Annotated in this window: 14 protein-coding genes; 7 read left to right on the top strand and 7 right to left on the bottom strand. The window is 64.6% G+C overall.

All coding sequences use genetic code 11. The features are described 5' to 3' along the window. Positions 1 to 11: 11 nt before the first annotated feature. The 4 genes from MSG32_RS11065 to MSG32_RS11080 all read left to right on the top strand — a co-directional run bounded on the left by MSG32_RS11065 (position 12) and on the right by MSG32_RS11080 (position 3,901). Positions 12 to 1,151, top strand: a complete 1,140-nt coding sequence (locus MSG32_RS11065; protein ID WP_248379589.1) for a sn-glycerol-3-phosphate import ATP-binding protein UgpC — start codon at positions 12 to 14, stop codon at positions 1,149 to 1,151. A 180-nt stretch (positions 1,152 to 1,331) separates the two neighbouring features. After that, positions 1,332 to 2,159, top strand: coding sequence for a glycerophosphoryl diester phosphodiesterase (locus tag MSG32_RS11070; RefSeq protein WP_248379592.1), 828 nt, complete (start codon positions 1,332 to 1,334; stop codon positions 2,157 to 2,159). Next, the gene (locus tag MSG32_RS11075) at positions 2,156 to 2,977 is read left to right on the top strand and encodes a DeoR/GlpR family DNA-binding transcription regulator (protein ID WP_248379596.1); all 822 of its coding nucleotides are present in this window, start codon (positions 2,156 to 2,158) and stop codon (positions 2,975 to 2,977) included. The genes MSG32_RS11070 and MSG32_RS11075 overlap by 4 nt, the downstream gene beginning before the upstream one ends. Before the next feature lie 105 nt (positions 2,978 to 3,082). Beyond that, positions 3,083 to 3,901, top strand: coding sequence for an HAD-IIB family hydrolase (locus MSG32_RS11080; protein WP_107335461.1), 819 nt, complete (start codon positions 3,083 to 3,085; stop codon positions 3,899 to 3,901). Between the two features lie 153 nt (positions 3,902 to 4,054). Here the strand turns inward: MSG32_RS11080 and trpC are convergent, their stop codons facing one another. The 5 genes from trpC to MSG32_RS11105 all read right to left on the bottom strand — a co-directional run bounded on the left by trpC (position 4,055) and on the right by MSG32_RS11105 (position 9,340). Continuing rightward, positions 4,055 to 4,879 carry an indole-3-glycerol phosphate synthase TrpC gene (trpC, locus tag MSG32_RS11085; protein WP_248379599.1) on the bottom strand — a complete coding sequence of 275 codons (825 nt, stop codon included), beginning with the start codon at positions 4,877 to 4,879 and terminating at the stop codon, positions 4,055 to 4,057. Continuing rightward, a complete protein-coding gene (gene trpD / locus MSG32_RS11090) occupies positions 4,879 to 5,925 on the bottom strand; it encodes an anthranilate phosphoribosyltransferase (protein ID WP_043335260.1) in 1,047 nt (348 codons plus the stop codon). Before trpD ends, trpC begins: the two co-directional genes overlap by 1 nt. A gap of 77 nt (positions 5,926 to 6,002) precedes the next feature. Further along, the gene (locus tag MSG32_RS11095) at positions 6,003 to 6,638 is read right to left on the bottom strand and encodes an aminodeoxychorismate/anthranilate synthase component II (RefSeq protein ID WP_248379602.1); all 636 of its coding nucleotides are present in this window, start codon (positions 6,636 to 6,638) and stop codon (positions 6,003 to 6,005) included. Between the two features lie 322 nt (positions 6,639 to 6,960). After that, a complete protein-coding gene (gene trpE / locus MSG32_RS11100; protein ID WP_043335326.1) occupies positions 6,961 to 8,448 on the bottom strand; it encodes an anthranilate synthase component I in 1,488 nt (495 codons plus the stop codon). Between the two features lie 187 nt (positions 8,449 to 8,635). Next, positions 8,636 to 9,340 carry a phosphoglycolate phosphatase gene (locus tag MSG32_RS11105; protein WP_248379605.1) on the bottom strand — a complete coding sequence of 235 codons (705 nt, stop codon included), beginning with the start codon at positions 9,338 to 9,340 and terminating at the stop codon, positions 8,636 to 8,638. 251 nt (positions 9,341 to 9,591) lie between these two features. Between MSG32_RS11105 and MSG32_RS11110 the strand changes: the two genes are divergently transcribed. After that, entirely contained in the window at positions 9,592 to 10,893 is a 1,302-nt protein-coding gene (locus MSG32_RS11110) for an NAD(P)/FAD-dependent oxidoreductase (RefSeq protein ID WP_043335266.1), read from the top strand. A gap of 87 nt (positions 10,894 to 10,980) precedes the next feature. On the opposite strand, the gene MSG32_RS11115 is transcribed toward MSG32_RS11110, so the two are convergent. After that, a complete protein-coding gene (locus MSG32_RS11115; protein ID WP_348983974.1) occupies positions 10,981 to 11,316 on the bottom strand; it encodes a GIY-YIG nuclease family protein in 336 nt (111 codons plus the stop codon). A gap of 4 nt (positions 11,317 to 11,320) precedes the next feature. Further along, positions 11,321 to 12,028: a ribulose-phosphate 3-epimerase gene (rpe, locus tag MSG32_RS11120; RefSeq protein WP_043335268.1), complete on the bottom strand. Its 708-nt coding sequence runs from the start codon at positions 12,026 to 12,028 to the stop codon at positions 11,321 to 11,323. Between the two features lie 352 nt (positions 12,029 to 12,380). On the opposite strand from rpe, the gene ggt reads away from it, so the two are divergent. Together ggt and MSG32_RS11130 are read left to right on the top strand one after the other, a co-directional pair. After that, complete coding sequence (ggt, locus tag MSG32_RS11125; protein ID WP_213114581.1) at positions 12,381 to 14,141, top strand: gamma-glutamyltransferase; 1,761 nt, start codon at positions 12,381 to 12,383, stop codon at positions 14,139 to 14,141. A 165-nt stretch (positions 14,142 to 14,306) separates the two neighbouring features. Beyond that, positions 14,307 to 15,590: an MFS transporter gene (locus MSG32_RS11130; protein ID WP_248379608.1), complete on the top strand. Its 1,284-nt coding sequence runs from the start codon at positions 14,307 to 14,309 to the stop codon at positions 15,588 to 15,590. Positions 15,591 to 15,694 lie beyond the last annotated feature (104 nt).

Raw genomic sequence — 15,694 nt, forward strand, 5'->3', positions numbered from 1 at the left:
ATACACAACTCATGGCAACACTGGCGCTCAAGCAGCTCAAGAAGCAGTACCCCAACGGCTACCAGGCCCTGCATGGCATCGACCTGGCCTTCGGCGAAGGCGAGCTGATCGTCATCGTCGGCCCGTCCGGCTGTGGCAAGTCGACCCTGCTGCGCACCCTGGCAGGCCTGGAGGACATCTCCGAGGGCGATCTGGAGATCAACGGCAAGCGCGTCAATGAGCTGGAACCCGCCGAGCGCGACATCGCGATGGTGTTCCAGAACTATGCGCTCTACCCGCACATGAGCGTGTTCGACAACATGGCCTACGGCCTCAGGAACCGGCGCACGCCCAAGGATGAGATCCAGCAGCGCGTCAGCGAGGCCGCCGAGCTGCTGGGCCTGACCGAGCTGCTCGATCGCCGCCCCAAGCAGCTCTCCGGCGGCCAGCGTCAGCGTGTCGCCATGGGGCGCGCCATCGTGCGCAAGCCGCAGGTCTTCCTGTTCGATGAGCCACTCTCGAATCTGGACGCCAAGCTGCGTGTGCAGATGCGTCTCGAGATCCGCCGTCTGCAGAAGCGTCTCAAGGTCACTTCCGTCTACGTGACCCATGATCAGACCGAGGCCATGACCCTGGCGGATCGTCTGGTGGTGATGAATGGCGGCCATGTCGAGCAGTTCGGCACGCCGATGGCGCTCTACGATCAGCCCGCCAGCCAGTTCGTCGCCGGCTTCATCGGCTCGCCGGCGATGAACTTCCTGAGCGCCACCCAGGCAGAGGCAGGCCTTGCGCTGCCGTGTGGCGCAACCATTGCCCTGCAGGGTGAGGGTGAGGGTGAGGGTAAGGGCGAAGGCCTGGCCACGGGCGCTGAGCTGACCCTCGGCATTCGCCCCGAGCACCTGCAGGTACTGGGAGCAGCCGATGCCCTGCCCGCAGGGGCCGCGGAGCTTGAGGCGCGCATCGAGCTGGTCGAACCGCTGGGCGCGGACACCCTGGCGTACTGCCGACTGCAAGGCCAGAGCGAGCCGCTGGTGGTGAGACTGGATGGCGAGCACGCCGTCGCGGAAGAACAGACGCTGCGCCTGGCCATCCTTCCGGCGCGTGCCCATCTGTTCGGCGCCGACGGCAAGCGGCTGGCAACCCGCGAGCAGGCGACAGCGGCCATCGAATGAGCGCTTGCGTCCTGTCGCGGGCCGACGGAACCCCTTGCCCTGATAACGTCATCATTGGATGGTAATGCTTGAGACCTGCCCTGATCCGTCTCGCGTCTGAGCATCAGTGATCCGCCTCGACCGATCAGCGCCACAGCTGCGTGGCGGGCAGACATGCCATTCTTTCTGTGAGGATTCACCATGGTTTCATCGTCACATTCAGCCGACGCATCACATTCAACTGACAGCGTCCTGCCCCTGCCCCTGGCGATCGCACATCGCGGCCTGTCGGCCTATGCGCCGGAAAACACCCTGGCCGCCATTCAGGCGGCGCATGAGGCCGGCTTTCAATGGGTGGAACTGGACGTGCAGTTGCTGGGCGATGGCACGCCGGTCATCTGGCACGACGCCGGCGTGAATCGCTGCTCGGATGGGCGTGGCAAGCTCAAGAATCTCGATTGGGACAGCGTGCAGACCTTCGATGTCGGCAGCTGGTTCAATGCGTGCTTTGCCGGTGAGCGCATGGCCTCGCTCAAGCAGGCGCTGGAGCTGATCGCACGCCTGGACATGTGCCTGAATCTGGAGCTCAAGCTCAGCCCTGGCCACGATGCCCAGGCGCTGGTCGATGCTGCCATCCCGATGGCCAGCGCCCATCTGCCCGCCTCACACCTGATCATCTCGTCGTTTGATCCCCAGGCGCTGCGGTTGACACGTCAACGCGACCCGCAGGTGCATATCGGCCTGCTCTACGATGACATTCCCGACGACTGGCAGAGCCTGGCCGATGAGCTGAACGCAAGTTCCGTGCATGCCGATTGGCGCGCCCTGACGCGCGCCGCGGCCAGTGCCATCACCAGCCGGGGCCACAAGCTGCTCTGCTACACGCCCAATGATGCGGCCGCCTTCGCGCCGCGCTGGGCCTGGGGTGTGGATGCCGTCATCAGCGATGACCCGGCCATCTTCAGCGAGGAGGATCGCGAGCCCACTCTGCCGAACGACACCACCACGCAAGGGCTACCCAAGACATGACCCCGGGCATCGAGCGCGACAGTCGCAGCTTTGAACACGCAAGCAATGATGCACTGACGCCGCGCCAGCAACAGATACTCGAGCGACTGGCCCGCGAGGGCCAGCTGGCCGTCGACCCGCTGGCCCACGCCTTCGACGTCACGCCCCAGACCATCCGGCGTGACCTGGGCGTGCTGTGTGAGCGCGGGCTGGCGCGTCGGCGCCACGGCGGCATCGAGCGTCCGCCGGGCGGCTACAACCTGGGACATTCCCAGCGCATCATGCTGGCGCGCACTGCCAAGCAGGCCATGGCCGCCAGCGTGGTCGCCGAGATTCCCGATGGCGCCACCCTGGCGCTGGGCATCGGCACCAGCGTGGTGGCGGTCGCCGAAGCCTTGCTTGCCCGGCGCGGCCTGCGCGTGATCACCAACAATCTGCAGGTGGCGCAGGCGCTCTCGACCCACCCGGATGTCGCCGTCCAGTTGGCGGAAGGACAACTGCGCCCGCAGGACCTCGATGTGGTCGGCAGCGCCACCGTGGCCTTCTTCGCGCGTCACCAGGTCGATATCGCGGTCCTCGGCTGTGGCGGCCTCGATGCCGGTGGGCTGCTCGACTTCGACCCGGAAGAAGCCGCGGTCAGCCGTGCGCTGGTCCATCACGCCCAGCGCCGGATTCTGGTCGCCGACGCCAGCAAATGGGGGCGCGCCGCCATGTGCCGCATCGCCCCGCTCGAGGAGATCGACCTGCTGGTCACCGATGAGCTGCCCCATCAGCCCGATTATCGCAGCGCGCTGGAGGCTGCCAGCCAGCAGAGCCTGTCGGTGCGCTTCACTGCCTGAACCGAGGCGCGTCGCGCAAGCCGGCACGCATCGACGATACTGAAGGGACACGCGACTGATGACAGCCGCGCGCCCGCTTACCTTCTGAGGATTTCTGGAATCACCATGCAAGCCTTCGCCCACTGTCCTGCCAGCACCCTGTCGGGTATCCGGTATCTGTTGACCGATATCGATGACACCCTCACCCATGAAGGGCGTCTCGCGGCATCGACGCTGGCGGCGCTGGAGCGCCTGGATGCCGCCGGCATCAAGGTCATCCCCGTCACGGGCGGTTGTGCGGGCTGGTGTGATCACATCGCACGCGCCTGGCCGGTCGCCAGCGTGATCGGTGAGAACGGCGCCTTTGCCTTCCGCCGTCAGGGGCAGCGCATCCTCACCACCTGGTGGGAAGACGAGCAGCGCCTGCGCGCTCGCCAGCGCCACGTCATGACCGTCGCCCGCCAGTTGCTGCTCAACCATCCGCGCGCGGCACTGGCCCAGGACCAGCCCTTCCGCTTCGCCGATGTCGCGGTGGACCACTGCCAGGCGGTCGGCCCGCTGGCCCAGAGCGAGATTCGCGCCATCATCGCCGGCTTCACGGCCGCCGGTATTCAGGCGCGTGCCAGCTCCATCCACATCAATGCGTGGCAGGGCGAGTTCGACAAGGCGCGCATGGCGGTGCGGGTCCTCACCGAGACCTTCGGCCTGGACCGCATGCAGCTGGAGCAGGAGGTGATGTACGTCGGCGATGCCCCCAATGATGCGCCGATGTTCGCCACCTTCCGCCATACCGTGGGCGTGGCCAACATCATCCAGCACCGTGCGGCACTCGGCTGGGAGCCCAGCTGGGTGACGCGCCACAGTCATGGCGCCGGGGTCGAGGAAATCGCCGAAGCCCTGCTCACGGCACGCAAGGGAGTCGAGAGCGTCAAGACAGACGCCTGACCCTGTGACTGATGGCGGCCATAGACCTCCAGCAGGATGATGGCCAAAGGCCTTTGGACAGAAGTCAGCAGACAGGCATGAAAAAGCCCGCATGGCAATGCCATGCGGGCTTTTGTTATCCTTTGGATAACAAATAACACTAATAATCGATCATCAATCCACGAAGAACAATCCCCGCAGACCTTCCCCCGGATCATCAAAGCGCATGAAGGCTTCTCCCACCAGGAAGCCGTGGACACCGGCGTCGCGCATCTTCGCCACGTCGTCACGGGTATGGATGCCGGATTCGGTGACCACACGCACGCCCTGCGGCATGTCGCTCAGCAGGTCCAGCGTCGTCTCAAGCGACGTCTCGAAGGTGCGCAAGTCACGGTTGTTGATGCCGACCAGTTCGATGCCCAGCGCCAGTGCACGCCTGAGCTCTTCGCCGTCATGCACCTCGACCAGCACATCCATGCCCAGCTCACGCGCCTGACGATACAGAGCGCTCAGGCGCGCATCGTCCAACGCCGCAACGATCAACAGGATGCAGTCGGCACCGATGGCACGTGCTTCCAGCACCTGATACGGGTGGATGATGAAGTCCTTGCGAATCACCGGAATCGAGACGGCGTCGCGCGCCTCGATCATGAAGTCCTCATGCCCCTGGAAGAAGTCGGCATCGGTGAGCACCGACAGACAGGCGGCGCCGGCCTGCTCGTAGGCCACGGCGATCTCGGCGGGCACGAAGTCTTCACGGATCACGCCCTTGGAGGGTGACGCCTTCTTCACTTCGGCGATGATGGCCGGCTCGCCACGGTCGATGCGCGACGTCAGCGCCTCGATGAAGCCGCGCGGCGCGCTCTGTTTCTCGATCAGGGTCTGCAGGTCCGCCTCGCTCACCGCGACGCTGCGCTCGGCGATCTCTTCTTCCTTGCGCGCCAGAATCCTGGCCAGGATGGTCGGCAATGCCTTGTCAGTCGTCTGCTCGGTGCTCATCAGCGGGTCGCTCCTTCATCATTGACCTGGGCGTAGACACGGGTGAAATCCGCCAATTCCTTCATCTTCTCGAACGGCAGCTTGCTGGCCTGCACGTCCTCGGCAATGCTGACACCCTCCTTGAGACTGTCCGCGATGCCCGCCACGTAAAGGGCCGCACCGGCATTGAGTGCCACGATGTCACTGGCCGGGCCTTCGTCACCGCGCAGCGCCTGCTGCACCAGCTTGAGGCTGGCGTCCGAGGTCTCCACCGCCAGACTTTCCAGCGACTGGCGCGCGATGCCGAAGTCTTCCGGCGCGATACGGTATTCGCGGATCTCGCCATCCTTGAGCTCATTGACCAGCGTCGGTGCCGCCAGCGAGATCTCGTCCAGACCATCATCGCTGTGCACCACCAGCACATGCTCGGCCCCGAGGCGCTTGAGCACCTCGGCCATCAGCGGCACCAGCGCCGGGTCATAGACCCCCAGCACCTGACGGGTGGCGCCGGCCGGATTGGTCAGCGGACCGAGGATGTTGAACATGGTACGCACACCCATCTCGCGGCGCGGGCCGATCACGTGCTTCATGGCGGCGTGATGATTGGGCGCGAACATGAAACCGACCCCGATATCATCGATGCAGCGTGCGACCTGCTCGGCATCCAGCGCCAGATTGATGCCGGCCGACTCAAGCAGGTCGGCACTGCCGGACGATGACGAGACACTGCGATTGCCATGCTTGGCCACATGGCCACCGGCGGCCGCCACCACGAAACTTGCCGCCGTGGAGACATTGAACAGGTTGGCACCATCACCGCCGGTGCCGACGATATCCACTGCATCGGTGGCACGCACCGTGACGCGCGTCATCAGCTCACGCATCACCTGGGCGGCGGCGGCCAGCTCATCGACGGTCTCGCCCTTCATCGACAGCGCCATCAACAAGGCCCCGATCTGCGCCTGGGTCGCCTCGCCGGTCATAATGGCCGTCATGACCGCATGAGTGTCGTCGTAGCTCAGGTGCTGGCGGCGCATCACGGCGCCAATCGCCTCACGCATCTGCATGTTGTGTCTCCGCAGGCGCCAGCCTCGGCGGCTGACGCATGAAAAAATAGGATGTGACTCTTGCGATCAACGCCCGTTCAGGCGGCTTTCGCAGCCTCGCCGCGACGCAGAAAGTTAGCCAGAAGCTCATGACCCTGCAATGTCAGGATCGACTCAGGGTGGAACTGGACGCCTTCGACATCCAGCTCGCGATGGCGCAGGCCCATGATCAACTGCGGCGTGACATCGTCATCATCCGTCCAGCTGGTGACGATCAGACACTCGGGCAGGCTCTCACGATCGACCACCAGCGAGTGATAGCGCGTGACTTCCAGCGGTTCGGCCAGCGCAGCGAAGACACCGCTGTTGTCGTGACGCACGGCGGAGGTCTTGCCATGCATCACCCGGGGCGCACGTACCACCTTGCCACCGTAGACCTGACCGATGGCCTGGTGACCGAGACACACGCCCAGAATCGGCAGCTTGCCGGCGAAGTGGCGAATGGTTTCCAGCGTGATGCCGGCCTCGTTGGGCGTACACGGCCCCGGGCCCAGCACCAGATGTGATGCACCGAGCGCCTCGATCTGCTCGAGCGTGATGGCGTCATTGCGCACGGTCAGCACTTCCGCGCCCAGCTCACTCAGATACTGGACGATGTTGTAGGTGAAGCTGTCAAAGTTGTCGATCATCAGCACGCGTGGCGTGCTGGCGTCCTGCGAAGTGAATGTCTGCATGGTCAGTGTCCATTCTCGGGAGCGGATCATGCGCCGTGATTGACCGGCCTGCCCGCTCTCCTGTGGTGTCGTTCCCGCCGTCCAGCAACAAAAATGCCGCCCTGGTCGGCGGCATTCTTCTGGTCGTACGTCCTCGAACTTCAGACATGCGAAAGCCGCCCCCTTGTCAGGAGCGCCACCACTGCTGGCTGAGGTCGTGCGGGTTACGTAGCGTCATGGGTCAATAGTGCGTTGAGCTGCCAGGAGTGTCAATCACATGCGCCGTTGCAGGGAGTGACCCGCGAACACTGGCGAGTCACTCCCGAAATGCGTGGCGCGCCGATCAGTCCAGGTTGTCCAGACCGCGCTCCGCCATCGCCACGGCACGGAACAGGGCACGCCCCTTGTTGAGGGTCTCGTCCCACTCGGACTGCGGCACGGAATCGGCCACGATACCGGCGCCGGCCTGGACGTGCAGCACCTTGTCCTTGAGCACCGCGGTGCGGATCGCGATGGCGGTATCCATGTTGCCGTGCCAGGAGAGATAGCCCACTGCGCCGGAATAGATGCCGCGCTTGACCGGCTCCACCTCGTCGATGATCTCCATCGCGCGAATCTTCGGCGCGCCGGACAGGGTGCCGGCCGGGAAGGTGGCCCGCAGCACGTCCATCGGCCCCAGGCCTTCCTTCAGCTTGCCGGTGACGTTGGAGACGATGTGCATGACGTGGGAATAGCGCTCCACCACCATCTGGTCCGTCACCTTGACGCTGCCGGTCTGGCTGATGCGACCGGCGTCATTGCGACCCAGGTCGATCAGCATCAGGTGCTCGGCAACCTCCTTGGGGTCTGACAGCAGGTCCTTCTCCAGCGCCAGGTCTTCCTCTTCGGTGGCGCCGCGCACACGGGTACCGGCGATCGGGCGCACCGCGACCTCGCCATCCTCGAGACGCGAGAGAATCTCCGGCGACGAGCCGATGACATGGTGGTCATCCAGGTTGAAGAAGAACATGTACGGCGAGGGATTCAGGCTGCGCAGTGCACGGTAGAGATCCAGCGGCGCGGCGCGGTAGGGAATCGACATGCGCTGCGACGGCACGCACTGCATGACATCACCGGCCAGCACGTATTCCTTGATCTTCTCCACTGCGCCCTTGAAGCCTTCCTCGGTGAAGCCGGAGGTGAAGTCGGTCTCCTTGACCGGCTCGCCGCCGGTGCCGGGGCTGACGGTGTTCAGCGTCGCGCTGCGCAGCTGGATCTCGAGGCGCTCGAGACGCTCGCAGGCGGCCTCGTAGGCGTTCGGCGTTGCCGGGTCGGCGTGGGTCAACAGCGTCAGACGCCCGGACAGGTTGTCGAAGATCACCAGCTCGTCGGCGACCATCAGCAGGATGTCCGGCACGCCCAGCGGGTCCGGCTTCTCGACGCCGCGCAGGCGCGGTTCGATATAGCGCACGGTGTCATAGCCGAAGTAGCCGACCAGGCCGCCATTGAAGCGCGGCGCACCGTCGATGACCGGCACGCGGAAGCGGGTCTGGAACTGCTCGATCCAGTCGAGGGGGTCCTCGACCTCGGTCATGCCGGTCTGCTCGCCATTGATCAGATGCGAGACCACCTGGCCACGCACCTCGATGCGCTCACGACACGGCAAGCCGATGATGGAGTAGCGCCCCCACTTCTCTCCGCCCTGCACGGACTCCAGCAGGAAGGTCCACGGCATGTCGGCCAGCTTGAGATAGGTAGACAGTGGCGTGTCGAGATCCGCCAGCACGTCACGGGTGACGGGAATGCGGTTGTAACCGGCCTCGGCCAGTTCAGCGAAGTGTTGTGGGGTCATCATGACCTGCAGTTCCTTCCACGGAGGGTGCGTTGCCGACACGGGGCCGGCTTGTCTGGGACTCAGTCTATCATCGCGGGTCGCTGGCGGCAGCGCTGGTGGAGGCAAGTTCTGCCATCTCATGCCTCACTGTGCGCCCGAGCGGGACACCAGCCTCGCTCTGTCAATTCCCATCAATCAGCGTCACTCAGCCAGCCACGACCAGCTCGGCGAGTGAGTCGACGAGGTAGTCCGGGTGGCTGCGCGAGATCGGCTCGCCATGGTTGTAGCCGTAAGGCACCGCCAGGGTGCGGAAGCCGGCGGCGCGGCCTGCCGCGATATCATGACGCGAGTCACCGACCATCAAGGCCTGACGCGGCAACACTCCCAGCCGCTCGGCGGCGAACAGCAGGGGCGCGGGGTCCGGCTTGCGCGTCGGCAGGCTATCGCCGCCCAGCGCCAGCGCGAAATGCTCGCTCAGCGCGAAGTGCGAAAGCAGCGGTTCGATGAAGGCTTCCGGCTTGTTGGTGATCAGCACCAGCGGGATCCCGGCCTGGCGCAGCCCCTCCAGGCATTCCCGCACGCCGGGATAGAGTCGCGTACGCGAGCTGGGGTCGGCGGCGTAATGTGCCAAAAAGCTCTGATGCGCCTGCTCGACCCGCGCCAGGTCATCGGTCGCCAGGCCATGTGCTGCCAGGGCGCGCTCCACCAGCACCCGCGATCCATTGCCGACAAAGTCGCGTACCCGCGCCTCCCCCAGCGCCGTCAGCCCCTCTTGCTCAAGCATGCAGTCGATCGCATGGGCGAGGTCCGGCACCGAGTCGATCAGGGTGCCATCGAGGTCGAAGGCGACCATCTCGATCGCCCTGAGCGACGGATGTACCGGACCTGTGAATGTGGGATGATCGTGCATCCTTGCTCCTTTTCAGCGACAGAATTCGTGTAGGTGCCAAAAGCGCAACACCGAGTTCTCGCGTGCTCATGGCGAATATACGTAAAATAACGACATTTCGCGCATGCAGCACTATTTAGCACGCTCATTATCTTGTTATCATAGCGGTATCGCGACGCCAGTTATCGACTCCGGGCCTTGCATGTCCTGACTCGATAGCCGGCCGACACTTTTCACACCTTCCCATCAATCTTGTCACTGAGGAGCACTCAATGGCCATTCCCCGCATCGTAGTCGTTGGCGGAGGCGCCGGCGGTCTGGAACTCGTCACCAAACTGGGCCACAAGCTGGGCCGCAAGAAGAAAGCCGAGATCATTCTGATCGACCGCAACTCCACGCACATCTGGAAGCCGCTGCTGCACGAAGTGGCCACCGGCGTGCTGGATTCCGGTCTCGATGAAGTCTCCTACCAGGGCCATTCCAAGGCCCACGGCTACAAGTTCCAGCGCGGCACCCTGGAAAGCCTGGAGCGTGAAGAGAAGCAGCTGACCCTGGCCGCCATCCACGATGCCAAGGGCAACGTGCTGCTGCCCGCCCGCCAGCTCAGCTATGACTATCTGGTACTGTCACTGGGCAGCGTGTCCAATGATTTCGGCACCGAAGGCGTCGCCGAACATTGCCACTTCCTGGATAGCCCGCAGCAGGCCGAGAAATTCCGCCGCGACATGCTCGACACCTTCCTGCGCTTCAGCGCCAACGGCGAGGAATGTGAGCGCCAGCAGCTCAACGTCGCCATCATCGGCGCCGGTGCTACCGGGGTCGAGCTCTCCGCCGAGCTGTTCGATGCCTCCAAGATGCTGCACAGCTACGGCTTCTCCTCGCTGGAAGACCGCCAGGTCAAGGTCCACCTGATCGAGGCCGCACCGCGCATCCTGCCCGCCCTGCCGGAACGCATCGGCAAGCCGGTCGCCAAGGAGCTGACCAAGCTGGGCGTCGATATCCACGTCGATACCCGGGTGACCTGCGCCGACTCACGCGGCATCACCACTGCCGATGGCACCCTGATCGAAGCCGACCTGAGCGTCTGGGCCGCCGGTATCCGTGCGCCCGCCTTCCTGTCCGAGCTGGGTCTGTCCACCGAGCGCAACCATCAGGTCAAGGTGCACCAGACCATGCAGAGCATCGATGATGAGTTCATCTTTGCCCTCGGTGACTGTGCCAGCTGCCCGCAGCCGGATGACAAGCGCGTCCCGCCGCGCGCCCAGGCCGCTCACCAGCAGGCCAGCCTGATGGTCAAGAACCTGCGCGCCGCGATGGCCAACAAGCCGCTCAAGGACTTCGTGTTCAAGGACCACGGCTCGCTGATCTCGCTGGCGCACTTCGATGCCGTCGGCTCGCTGATGCGCGGTGCCTCGGCGCGTTCGCTGTTCATCGAAGGTCGCCTGGCCAAGTTCTTCTACGCCTCGCTGTATCGCATGCACCAGATGGCGATCCACGGCGTGGTCAAGACCGGCATGACGGTGGTGGTCGATGGCCTGAACCGTTACCTGCGTCCGAAGATGAAACTGCATTGATCGCTCGCCAGTAACGCAAAACGTAAAACGCCCCCAGCGGTCTCCGCTGGGGGCGTTTTCGTTTCACGCATTCAATCAAGCAGATCGTCAGTCGAGCAGGCTGTCCAGCGCAAGCTCACCGGCGATCAAGCGGCGCTTGGCCGCCACACTCAACTGCTTGACGCGATACTCAAGCTTGAGCGCCCGCGAGCGATCGCCGACCACCTGTTGATAACACAGCGTCAGCGGCCCCTTGCCGCGCAGCGCCCGCGCACCGCGCTTGCCGCCCTCATGCTCGCTCAGGCGGCGCGCCACATCGGTACTGATACCGGTGTAGAGGCGCCCCTGGGCCGTCTCGAGCACATACAGCGACCACTCGCTGAGCGCCGCGGCGTGAGCCGAGCCGTCGACTGCCTCGCCAGCTCGCGCGCTGTCATCCGTCACGCGATCAGCTGCGCACGCTGGCAAGCTCGGCACGCAGCTTCGCCAATACGCTGTCGTAGCGGTTGGCATCGCTGTCACTGCGCGCATTGAAGATGGCGGAACCGGCCACGAAGGTATCGGCACCGGCACGCGCGATCTCGGCGATGTTGTCGACCTTGACGCCCCCATCGATCTCGAGGCGGATGTTGTAGCCGGAGGCATCGATGCGACGACGCGCTTCACGCAGCTTGTCGAGGGTACCGGGGATGAACGACTGGCCGCCGAAACCCGGGTTGACGCTCATCAACAGAATCATGTCGACCTTGTCCATCACGTAGTCGAGGTAGGAAAGCGGCGTGGCCGGATTGAATACCAGACCGGACTTGCAGCCCGCATCACGAATCAGCTGCAGCGAGCGATCGACGTGATCGGAGGCTTCCGGGTGGAAGGTGATGTAGCTGGCACCGGCCTCGGCGAAGTCACCGATCATGCGGTCGACCGGCGTGACCATCAGGTGGGCATCGATCTCGGCGCTGATGCCGTAGTCACGCAGCGCCTTGCACACCATCGGCCCGATGGTCAGGTTGGGCACGTAATGATTGTCCATCACGTCGAAGTGGACGATATCGGCCCCGGAGGCCAGCACATCCTCGACCTCCTGCCCCAGGCGGGCGAAGTCAGCAGAGAGGATCGACGGGGCAATCTTGAAGTCATTCGGCAGTAGTTCAGACATGTCATCAGGCGCCAGCGAGAAGTGGAAGGGGCATTTTACGCCACCCTCTCACAAAAGACAGGCGCTGTGTGAATGTGCACCGCCAGCCTGCCGGTCCGTCGCCGCCGGCCCACGCCAAGCACTCCACTGCGACCCACACCCTCAAGCCGCCCTCACACCAGGACCTCATCCCCTTCCAGATCAGACACCAACAAGAATATTGCCGTGCAAAGTTGAAATTGGTGCATTAGCAACTGATAGTTAAGCTGTTCTCTCGGCCCAGTGAGCAGCTCGCTGGCCTTCTGCGCATGTTCCTCGCACTGCACGCGTCATGTCGCATCTCTTATAACGATAACAGGAACCGACACCTCTCATGTTCGACACCTCTCTCGCAAACCGCAGACATCTCAAGGCGCTGGCCGCCGCCGCACTGTTGCCGCTGGCCGGCCTGCTGCCGACGGCGATTCCCGCCGCCTTCGCCGAGTCTTCCGCGATTCTGGAAGGCGAGCGCTTCCACCCCCAGGAAGGCCAGCACGGCATGGTCGCGACCAGCCACTATCTGGCCTCTCAGGTCGCACGCGATGTGCTGGCCGATGGCGGCAACGCCGTCGACGCCGCCGTGGTAGCAGGCTTCGCGCTGGCCGTGACCCAGCCGCGTTCAGGCAACATCGGTGGCGGCGGCTTCATGCTGGTGTCGGATGAGAAGACCGGCGAAGTGGTGGCCATCGACTACCGCGAGAAGGCCCCGGCGGCGGCCAGCGAGACGATGTTCCAGGACGAGAATGGCGAGGCGGTCTCCGAGTGGTCACGCTTCACCCACCGTGCGGCAGGCGTGCCCGGCACCGTCGCTGGCCTGGCCAAGGCGCTGGAAGACTACGGCACCCTGAGTCTCGAGCAGGCGCTCGCCCCGGCCATCAAGCTGGCCGAAGACGGCTTCGTGATTCCGACGCGCTTCGCCAAGGGCTTGAGCGATGCCAAGGACCGCCTGGCCAAGTGGGACAGCACCGCCAAGGTGTTCTACAAGCCGGATGGCAGCAACTATCAAGCGGGTGAGCTGTTCAAGCAGCCGGAACTGGCCGCGACCCTCAAGCGCATCGCCGCCAATGGACCGCGCGAGTTCTACGAGGGCGAGACCGCCCGGCTGATCGTCGCCGAGATGGAGCGCCACGACGGCATCATGACGCTGGATGACCTCAAGGCCTACGAGCCGGCCATCCGCGAGCCGGTCCACGGTACCTATCGTGGCTATGACATCTTCTCGATGAGCCCGCCCTCCTCCGGCGGCGCGCACATCGTCGAGATTCTCAACATGCTCGAAGGCGATGACATCCAGGCGATGGGCTTCAATTCCGCCGCCACCCTCCACGTGATGGCGGAAGCGATGCGCCGCGCCTACGCCGACCGCTCCGAGTATCTGGGCGACACCGACTTCGTCGATGTGCCGCTGTCGGGCATCATCTCCAAGGACTACGCCAAGGAATTGCGCGCCCAGTTCGAGCTCGACAAGGCCACGCCCTCCAGTGAGGTCAAGCCCGGCAAGCCGCAGCCGTATGAGTCGAACCAGACCACCCACTTCTCGATTGCCGATGGCAATGGTCTGGCCGTTTCCAATACCTACACCATCAACTTCAGCTACGGCTCCGGGATCGTGGTCGATGGCGCAGGTTTTTTGCTCAACAACGAGATGGATGACTTCTCCGCCAAGCCGGGCGTGCCGAATGCCTATGGCCTGATCGGCGGCGTCGCCAACAAGATCGAGCCGAACAAGCGCATGCTGTCCTCCATGAGCCCGACCATCGTGATGAAGGATGGCAAGAACTTCCTCGTCACCGGTAGCCCCGGCGGCTCGCGCATCATCACCACCACGCTGCAGGTGATCATGAACGTGATCGACCACGGCATGAACATCCAGTCGGCGGTCAGTGCGCCGCGCATCCACCACCAGTGGCTGCCGGACGAGATTCGCATCGAGGCGGGCATCAGCAAGGACACCATCCGTCTGCTCGAGGCGATGGGCCACAAGGTGGTGACCAAGGACGCCATGGGCGCCATCCAGTCGATCATGATCGACGACGGCACCTTCTACGGCGGTGCTGACCCGCGTCGCTCCACCTCTTCGGCCATGGGGCTGTAGACGACGGCTGCGACGGGGTAGTCTCTGCATCGCATCGCCGAGCTGCCCCATCAATGACGCCTTGACCCCATTGTTGGGACGGGCTATCTGTGACGGGCGACACTTCGGTGTCGCCCGTTCGCGTCTTGCCGTGCCATCACGCCATCAGCCCTACAAGGTGCCCTCGTGTCCTCAACCAAGTCACTCACGCCGCCCATCTCTGGCTGGCGGCAATGGGCCAACCGCTATCCGGTCGCCTTGATCGCCCTGGCGCAGCTGTTCGGCACCAGCCTGTGGTTCACCCCCAATGCAGTACTCACGCCGATGCTGGCGAGCTGGGGCTTCGCCGGCGATAGCGCCTCGGCACTCGGCCAGCTGACCTCCTCGGTGCAGGGCGGCTTCATCGTCGGCACCCTGGGGCTGGGGCTTGCCGGCCTGGCGGACCGTTTCGCGGCGCGCCATCTGTTCATGGCTTCCTGCGTGCTGGGCGCGCTGACCAATCTGGCGCTGTTGATCGCGCCGGGCCTGCTGAGCGCCTCAGGCTTGCGCGTGCTGACGGGGCTGGCACTGGCTGGCATCTACCCCATCGGCTTGAAGCTGATGGTGCAGACCGCACCGGACCGTGCCGGTGCCGCGCTCGCCTGGCTGGTCGGCATGCTGGTGCTTGGCACCGGGCTGCCGCATGCACTGGCCGCACTGCAACAGGGCGAAGGCATGCAGCTGCCGTGGGGCGCAGCCATCAGCACTGCCTCGCTGCTGGCCATCGTCGGTGCCGGTCTGGTCGCCTTGCTGGCCCCACCGGCGGCGAAAGCCACCTCGGCGCCCCGCCAAGCACCAGCGGCGAAAGACGGCCGCAACACCTTTCTCGCACGTGCTACACGAGGCTTGGCAGCCTGGCAATATCCCGGCTTCGTACGCGGCGCACTGGGCTACTTCGGCCACATGTGGGAGCTGTACACCCTGTGGGCCCTGACGCCTCTGCTGCTGACCCAGATGGCCAGCGCGACAGGCGTGACGCTCTCTCCTGCCAGCCTGGCCTGGCATAGCTTCCTGGTGATCGCCATCGGCGCGCCCGGCTGCGTCATCGGGGGCTGGCTCTCGCGCAGCCGAGGCAGCCTGTGGGTCGCGCGTCTCGGGCTCGCCGGTTCGGTGACGCTGACGTTGGTCTTCGTCGCCGCCACGCAGCTTGAGGCCGGTTACGGCGTGCTGCTGGCACTGCTGGCGCTGTGGAGCCTTCTGGCCGTGATCGACTCGCCGCAGTTCTCGGCGCTCGCCGCGGGCGGTACCCCGGTCGAGCTGCAGGCCAGCGCCCTGGCGATGATGAATGCCTTCGGCTTCAGCCTGTCGCTGGTCTCGATCGCCTTGCTCACGCCACTGATCGCCGGCCACGGTAGCCTGCTGCTGCTGGCCTTGCTGCCCGGCCCGCTGCTGGGCCTGCTGGCCTTGAGCAGGCGCGTCGACGGCGCATGAGTCATGAGCTATGAGCCATGGACCATGGGCTACGGGCTACGGGCCATGAACCTCGACCACTGTCGCTTGCAGAGGACAGCGGTGAGCCTGAATTTCCACTACGC

It is taken from the genome of Cobetia sp. 1CM21F, assembly GCF_023161745.1.
In the GTDB taxonomy this organism is placed as follows: Bacteria; Pseudomonadota; Gammaproteobacteria; order Pseudomonadales; family Halomonadaceae; genus Cobetia; species Cobetia amphilecti.

Bases quoted from the DNA above. Each gene is read 5' to 3' on its own strand.
- MSG32_RS11095 (WP_248379602.1), bottom strand. From the start codon at position 6,638: ATGCAGACATTCACTTCGCAGGACGCCAGCACGCCACGCGTGCTGATG.
- MSG32_RS11080 (WP_107335461.1), top strand. From the start codon at position 3,083: ATGCAAGCCTTCGCCCACTGTCCTGCCAGCACCCTGTCGGGTATCCGG.
- rpe (WP_043335268.1), bottom strand. From the start codon at position 12,028: ATGTCTGAACTACTGCCGAATGACTTCAAGATTGCCCCGTCGATCCTC.
- trpD (WP_043335260.1), bottom strand. From the start codon at position 5,925: ATGCAGATGCGTGAGGCGATTGGCGCCGTGATGCGCCGCCAGCACCTG.
- ggt (WP_213114581.1), top strand. From the start codon at position 12,381: ATGTTCGACACCTCTCTCGCAAACCGCAGACATCTCAAGGCGCTGGCC.
- MSG32_RS11065 (WP_248379589.1), top strand. From the start codon at position 12: ATGGCAACACTGGCGCTCAAGCAGCTCAAGAAGCAGTACCCCAACGGC.
- MSG32_RS11070 (WP_248379592.1), top strand. From the start codon at position 1,332: ATGGTTTCATCGTCACATTCAGCCGACGCATCACATTCAACTGACAGC.
- MSG32_RS11075 (WP_248379596.1), top strand. From the start codon at position 2,156: ATGACCCCGGGCATCGAGCGCGACAGTCGCAGCTTTGAACACGCAAGC.
- trpE (WP_043335326.1), bottom strand. From the start codon at position 8,448: ATGACCCCACAACACTTCGCTGAACTGGCCGAGGCCGGTTACAACCGC.
- MSG32_RS11110 (WP_043335266.1), top strand. From the start codon at position 9,592: ATGGCCATTCCCCGCATCGTAGTCGTTGGCGGAGGCGCCGGCGGTCTG.
- trpC (WP_248379599.1), bottom strand. From the start codon at position 4,879: ATGAGCACCGAGCAGACGACTGACAAGGCATTGCCGACCATCCTGGCC.
- MSG32_RS11105 (WP_248379605.1), bottom strand. From the start codon at position 9,340: ATGCACGATCATCCCACATTCACAGGTCCGGTACATCCGTCGCTCAGG.